The 4,482-nt window shown below is 54.5% G+C and carries 4 protein-coding genes and 3 pseudogenes; 4 read left to right on the top strand and 3 right to left on the bottom strand.

The features are described 5' to 3' along the window. From OOJ60_RS24100 to OOJ60_RS24115, 4 genes and pseudogenes are all read left to right on the top strand, one after another. Positions 1 to 75, top strand: a pseudogene (locus OOJ60_RS24100) (IS6 family transposase); the annotation flags it as partial. A 54-nt stretch (positions 76 to 129) separates the two neighbouring features. After that, positions 130 to 555, top strand: a pseudogene (locus tag OOJ60_RS24105) (TetR/AcrR family transcriptional regulator); the annotation flags it as partial. A 19-nt stretch (positions 556 to 574) separates the two neighbouring features. Then, complete coding sequence (locus OOJ60_RS24110; protein WP_014839978.1) at positions 575 to 1,363, top strand: winged helix-turn-helix domain-containing protein; 789 nt, start codon at positions 575 to 577, stop codon at positions 1,361 to 1,363. Beyond that, the gene (locus OOJ60_RS24115) at positions 1,363 to 1,881 is read left to right on the top strand and encodes a FidL-like protein (RefSeq protein WP_014839979.1); all 519 of its coding nucleotides are present in this window, start codon (positions 1,363 to 1,365) and stop codon (positions 1,879 to 1,881) included. Before OOJ60_RS24110 ends, OOJ60_RS24115 begins: the two co-directional genes overlap by 1 nt. Positions 1,882 to 1,885: 4 nt before the next feature. Here OOJ60_RS24115 and OOJ60_RS24120 read toward each other — a convergent pair whose 3' ends face one another. From OOJ60_RS24120 to OOJ60_RS24130, 3 genes and pseudogenes are all read right to left on the bottom strand, one after another. Next, complete coding sequence (locus tag OOJ60_RS24120; protein WP_014839980.1) at positions 1,886 to 2,302, bottom strand: fosfomycin resistance glutathione transferase FosA3; 417 nt, start codon at positions 2,300 to 2,302, stop codon at positions 1,886 to 1,888. A 465-nt stretch (positions 2,303 to 2,767) separates the two neighbouring features. Beyond that, positions 2,768 to 3,358: pseudogene (locus OOJ60_RS24125) on the bottom strand (IS5 family transposase); the annotation flags it as partial. Positions 3,359 to 3,437: 79 nt separating this feature from the next. Further along, complete coding sequence (locus OOJ60_RS24130; RefSeq protein ID WP_001617865.1) at positions 3,438 to 4,313, bottom strand: extended-spectrum class A beta-lactamase CTX-M-14; 876 nt, start codon at positions 4,311 to 4,313, stop codon at positions 3,438 to 3,440. Positions 4,314 to 4,482: the final 169 nt, after the last annotated feature.

The following is a 4,482-nucleotide window of genomic DNA, read 5'->3' on the forward strand; positions in this document are numbered from 1 at the left end:
GGCCAGGCCTCAGCATTTTATTATGGTGATCCCCTGGGCGAAATGCGCCTGGTAAGCAGAGTTTTTGAAATGTAAGGCCTTTGAATAAGACAAAAGGCTGCCTCATCGCTAACTTTGCAACAGTGCCGTAAAGGCGGCCTTATCCACCATTTCCCGAACAAGCAGGCGCTAATATTCGCCCTGTTCGCGCGTCTGCTGGCAATCATGGAAGAAGCGATTACCGCGCTGATGCAACAGGATGGCGTGAGCTATGGCCGGTTTACCCGCGCCTATCTGAACTATCTGGCGGATCTCACGGACACCCATGAAAGCCGCCAGCTTATGGTTTTGTCGCTGGCAATGCCCGATGAACCGGTGCTGCGCAAATGCTGGCGCGACTGGATGCTGGAGAAACTGGCGCAGGGCGATGAGCTGGATAACAGCCCAACCGGCACGCTGGTGCGCTACGCCGCTGACGGCATCTGGCTTTCGGAGTTGACGGAAGGGATCACCATGAGCGCCGACCACCGTCGCGCGCTGGTTGACTCCCTGAATAAAATGACGCTTCCCGCGTGAAGCACAGACTGAGGCCGCGATGCGCTACAACATCAATGCCCGTTTTATCTACGACGCCACCGACGGAACCCTGACGCTGCCGCAAAGCGATGAACCGGACAGCCAGCTATCCCTCACCGCCAGCGCCCTGTTTAACTATTTTCTGCGCCATACCGAGATTGTCAGCCGGGAAGATGTTCTGAAAAAAGTCTGGGATGACAATGGATTAACCTCATCCAACAGCAATCTGAATCAGTATCTCAGCATGCTGCGGAAGACCTTTCGCCATTACGGCGTCGATAACATCATCGTCACCGTCTCGCGCGGCTATTTGCAGCTTAATCCCGAGGTCATTATCGAAGCGCTGGACGACGCGCCGCCGGTTTCACCACAACAGACGCCTGCCGAACCGCCGCCCGTTACGACAACGCCAGACGCACCGCGCTCCGCACATGCTCGCGGGATGTGCTGGTACATGGCCGGAGCCTGCTTGCTCACCATTGCCCTGCTTCTGGTTGCCTTCAGTCTGGTCGGCATCAGTGAATCCCAGCCTATCGCGCTGACCCGCCTCAGCCATAGCCAGTGCGAACTGCTGGCCAGCGATGAAATGCGACGTTCGGTCAGTGAAGAGTCCTACGGCAAAAACTTCGATGAGGTACGCCAGCGGCTGAATATTGCCTGTAAACCCGGTGAACGTTTTCTTTTCTTCTACGGCGATCGGCTCGAAACCAACGGGCTGGGGCGCGTGTTCCTTGCCCACTGCGCCATGCATGAAGATAACCCGTTCAGCTATTGCGATAACTACTTTTACTACTCCTGGAAGCCGTAATGAGACTCGCGCCGCGTCCGTTCTTTGCCCTCTGCGTTCTGGTATTTATTGCCGCCGCCGCGTTTAGCGCCTGGCGGCTGCTGCCTGCCGACAACGCGGGTGTCATGAGCTGTTCCACTAAGGGCATCATGCGCTTTGAGAACATGGACAAAGAGAACGTTAACGGCAATATTCACTTCAATTTTGGCGCGCAGGGTAAAGGCTCGATGGTGGTCGAAGGTTACACCGACTCCGCCGCCGGCTGGCTCTACCTGCAACGCTACGTGAAGTTTACCTACAGCAGCAAACGCATCTCGGCCACCGAGCGTCATTACCGCATCAATCAGTGGGAATCGAGCGCCTCCTCGATTGATGAATCGCCGAACGTGATTTTCGACTACTTTATGCGCGAGATGTCCGACAGCCACGACGGGCTGTTTCTCAACGCTCAGAAGCTCAACGAAAAGGCTATCTTGCTCAGCTCTATCAATTCACCGCTGTGGATCTGCACGTTGAAATCCGGCAGTAAGCTGAACTAACCCGTCAATCAAAAAAGACCATCCCCTTGTAGGGGCGTTCGCGACAGGCGGCCAGCCGCTGCGCCAGATTCCCCACATGCAGCTCCAGCTTATGGCCGTCAGGGTCGAGAAAATAGTAAGACGCCCCTTCACTGCGGTTATCTTTCCATACCTCAGCCCCCGCCTGCGCCAGCAGAGCCACCACCCCGGCAAACTCTTCTTCCGCCACGCTGAAGGCGTAGTGGGTATAGTCGCTTTCCTGAGGGGGCGTTTTACGCCGCTGCTCATCCAGCGACAAGCACAGCCACAGCGCCCCACAGGAGAGATAGGCTCCGCTATCCCAGCTGGCGTGCAGGCGCATTCCAGGTAACTGCTGATAAAATGCCAGGCTTGACGCCAGATCGCTGACCGCCAGCGTCAGATGATTCAATCCCTGCAGCATGACTTTTCCTCCCGTTATCAAACCCTGTTGTAAACTGTGATCGGCGACGCATCCCCTCCCGGCCTCACCTCATCACCGGCTAAAAAGCGCATTTTTTGCGTTTAGCCTGCCATCGGAAACCTGCGCCTCGCCACACTAATCCCCGCTCTATGTTACCCCTTTTTTGAAATCATTTAGCAATCCAATAACATTTCATCCCCCCGGAAAAAGCGGGCTAAAAATCGCCTTATTGAAGACCAAATCAGCACCGACATTACAGCATAAAGACATAAATAAACGCCCTAAAAAGACTAAATCACAGAGCTATATCCTAAGGAACCACAACGTGGGCCCAGACCCGTTGCTTCTCCTTCGGACTCTGTGCCGTATCATCACTGCGGAAGTTCCTGAGAAACCACTGTGAGAGCATGTGCTGATTTCTGGTGTATCCCATAATAGTATCCTTACATCACTGAATACAATTTAATCGTAAGCTCCATCGGCGGCGGCTGACCTGATTTTCCGGTGGGTTTGCCGGATTAACCCGGGGAAGGCCTCTGAGTCCGTAACGTTGTTCAGCGACAGGTCAGCGCAGATGATTTCATGTGTTTTACTGTCAACTGCCAGATGCAGCTTACGCCATATACGACGGCGTTCCTGGCCATGCTTTTTGACTTTCCACTCGCCTTCACCGAAGACCTTCAGCCCGGTGGAATCAATTACCAGGTGTGCGATTTCACCCCGGGTGGGCGTTTTGAAACTGATATTAACCGACTTTGCCCGCCTGCTGACACAGCTGTAATCCGGGCAGCGTAGCGGAACGTTCATCAGAGAAAAAATGGAATCAATAAAGCCCTGCGCAGCGCGCAGGGTCAGCCTGAATACGCGTTTAATGACCAGCACAGTCGTGATGGCAAGGTCAGAATAGCGCTGAGGTCTGCCTCGTGAAGAAGGTGTTGCTGACTCATACCAGGCCTGAATAGCTTCATCATCCAGCCAGAAAGTTATGGAGCCACGGTTGATGAGGGCTTTATTGTAGGTGGGCCAGTTGGTGATTTTGAACTTTTGCTTTGCCACGGAACGGTCTGCGTTGTCGGGAAGATACGTGATCTGATCCTTCAACTCAGCAAAAGTTCGATTTATTCAACAAAACCAGTTACAGCCCTTCGGCGATGATTCTCGCCGCTGAAGCCAGCACATCGCGGCGGCTCTCTGCGTTCTGTTGCGGCTGGGTAAAATAGGTCACCAGAACCAGCGGCGCACGACCCTGCGGCCAGATCACCGCAATATCATTGGTGGTGCCGTAGTCGCCGCTGCCGGTCTTATCACCCACAGTCCACGACGTCGGTAAGCCGGCCCGAATGCTGGCTGCGCCGGTCGTATTGCCTTTGAGCCACGTCACCAACTGCGCCCGCTGGGTTTCGCCCAGCGCATGACCCAGCGTAAGCTGACGCAACGTCTGCGCCATCGCCCGCGGCGTGGTGGTGTCTCTCGGGTCGCCGGGAATGGCGGTATTCAGCGTAGGTTCAGTGCGATCCAGACGAAACGTCTCATCGCCGATCGCGCGGGCAAAAGCCGTCACGCCTCCCGGGCCACCGAGCTGGGCAATCAATTTGTTCATGGCGGTATTGTCGCTGTACTGCAACGCGGCCGCGCTCAGTTCTGCCAGCGTCATTGTGCCGTTGACGTGTTTTTCGGCAATCGGATTGTAGTTAACCAGATCGGCAGGCTTGATCTCGACAGGCTGATTAAGCAGCTGCTTTTGCGTTTCACTCTGCTTAAGCACCGCCGCGGCCGCCATAACTTTACTGGTACTGCACATTGGAAAGCGTTCATCACCGCGATAAAGCACCTGCGTATTATCTGCGGTATCGATGAGCGCGACGCCCAGCCGCCCTCCGCTGCTTTTCTCCAGCGCCGCCAGCTTTTGCTGCACCGCACTCGTCTGCGCATAAAGCGGCGCGCTGCCCAGCAGCAGCGGAATGCACGCCGCCGCCGCGAACATCATCCGTTGCACTCTCTTTGTCACCATCTCAAACTCCCAATACGGTCAATCCGTGTTACATCAGTATTCCCTAAATTCCACGTGTGTTTTTTATTAGCTTCAAAAATCACTATTTCACGAAGAATTTAGACTGCTTCTCACACATTGTAACATTATTTACAACCACCTTTCAATCATTTTTGATAAATCATTGATT

This window comes from Citrobacter sp. R4, from assembly GCF_026719175.1.
GTDB classification, from domain to species: domain Bacteria; phylum Pseudomonadota; class Gammaproteobacteria; order Enterobacterales; family Enterobacteriaceae; genus Citrobacter_A; species Citrobacter_A sedlakii.

Coding starts and splice junctions, on each gene's coding strand:
- OOJ60_RS24110 (WP_014839978.1), top strand. CDS start 575: ATGCGCTACAACATCAATGCCCGTTTTATCTACGACGCCACCGACGGA.
- OOJ60_RS24115 (WP_014839979.1), top strand. CDS start 1,363: ATGAGACTCGCGCCGCGTCCGTTCTTTGCCCTCTGCGTTCTGGTATTT.
- OOJ60_RS24130 (WP_001617865.1), bottom strand. CDS start 4,313: ATGGTGACAAAGAGAGTGCAACGGATGATGTTCGCGGCGGCGGCGTGC.
- OOJ60_RS24120 (WP_014839980.1), bottom strand. CDS start 2,302: ATGCTGCAGGGATTGAATCATCTGACGCTGGCGGTCAGCGATCTGGCG.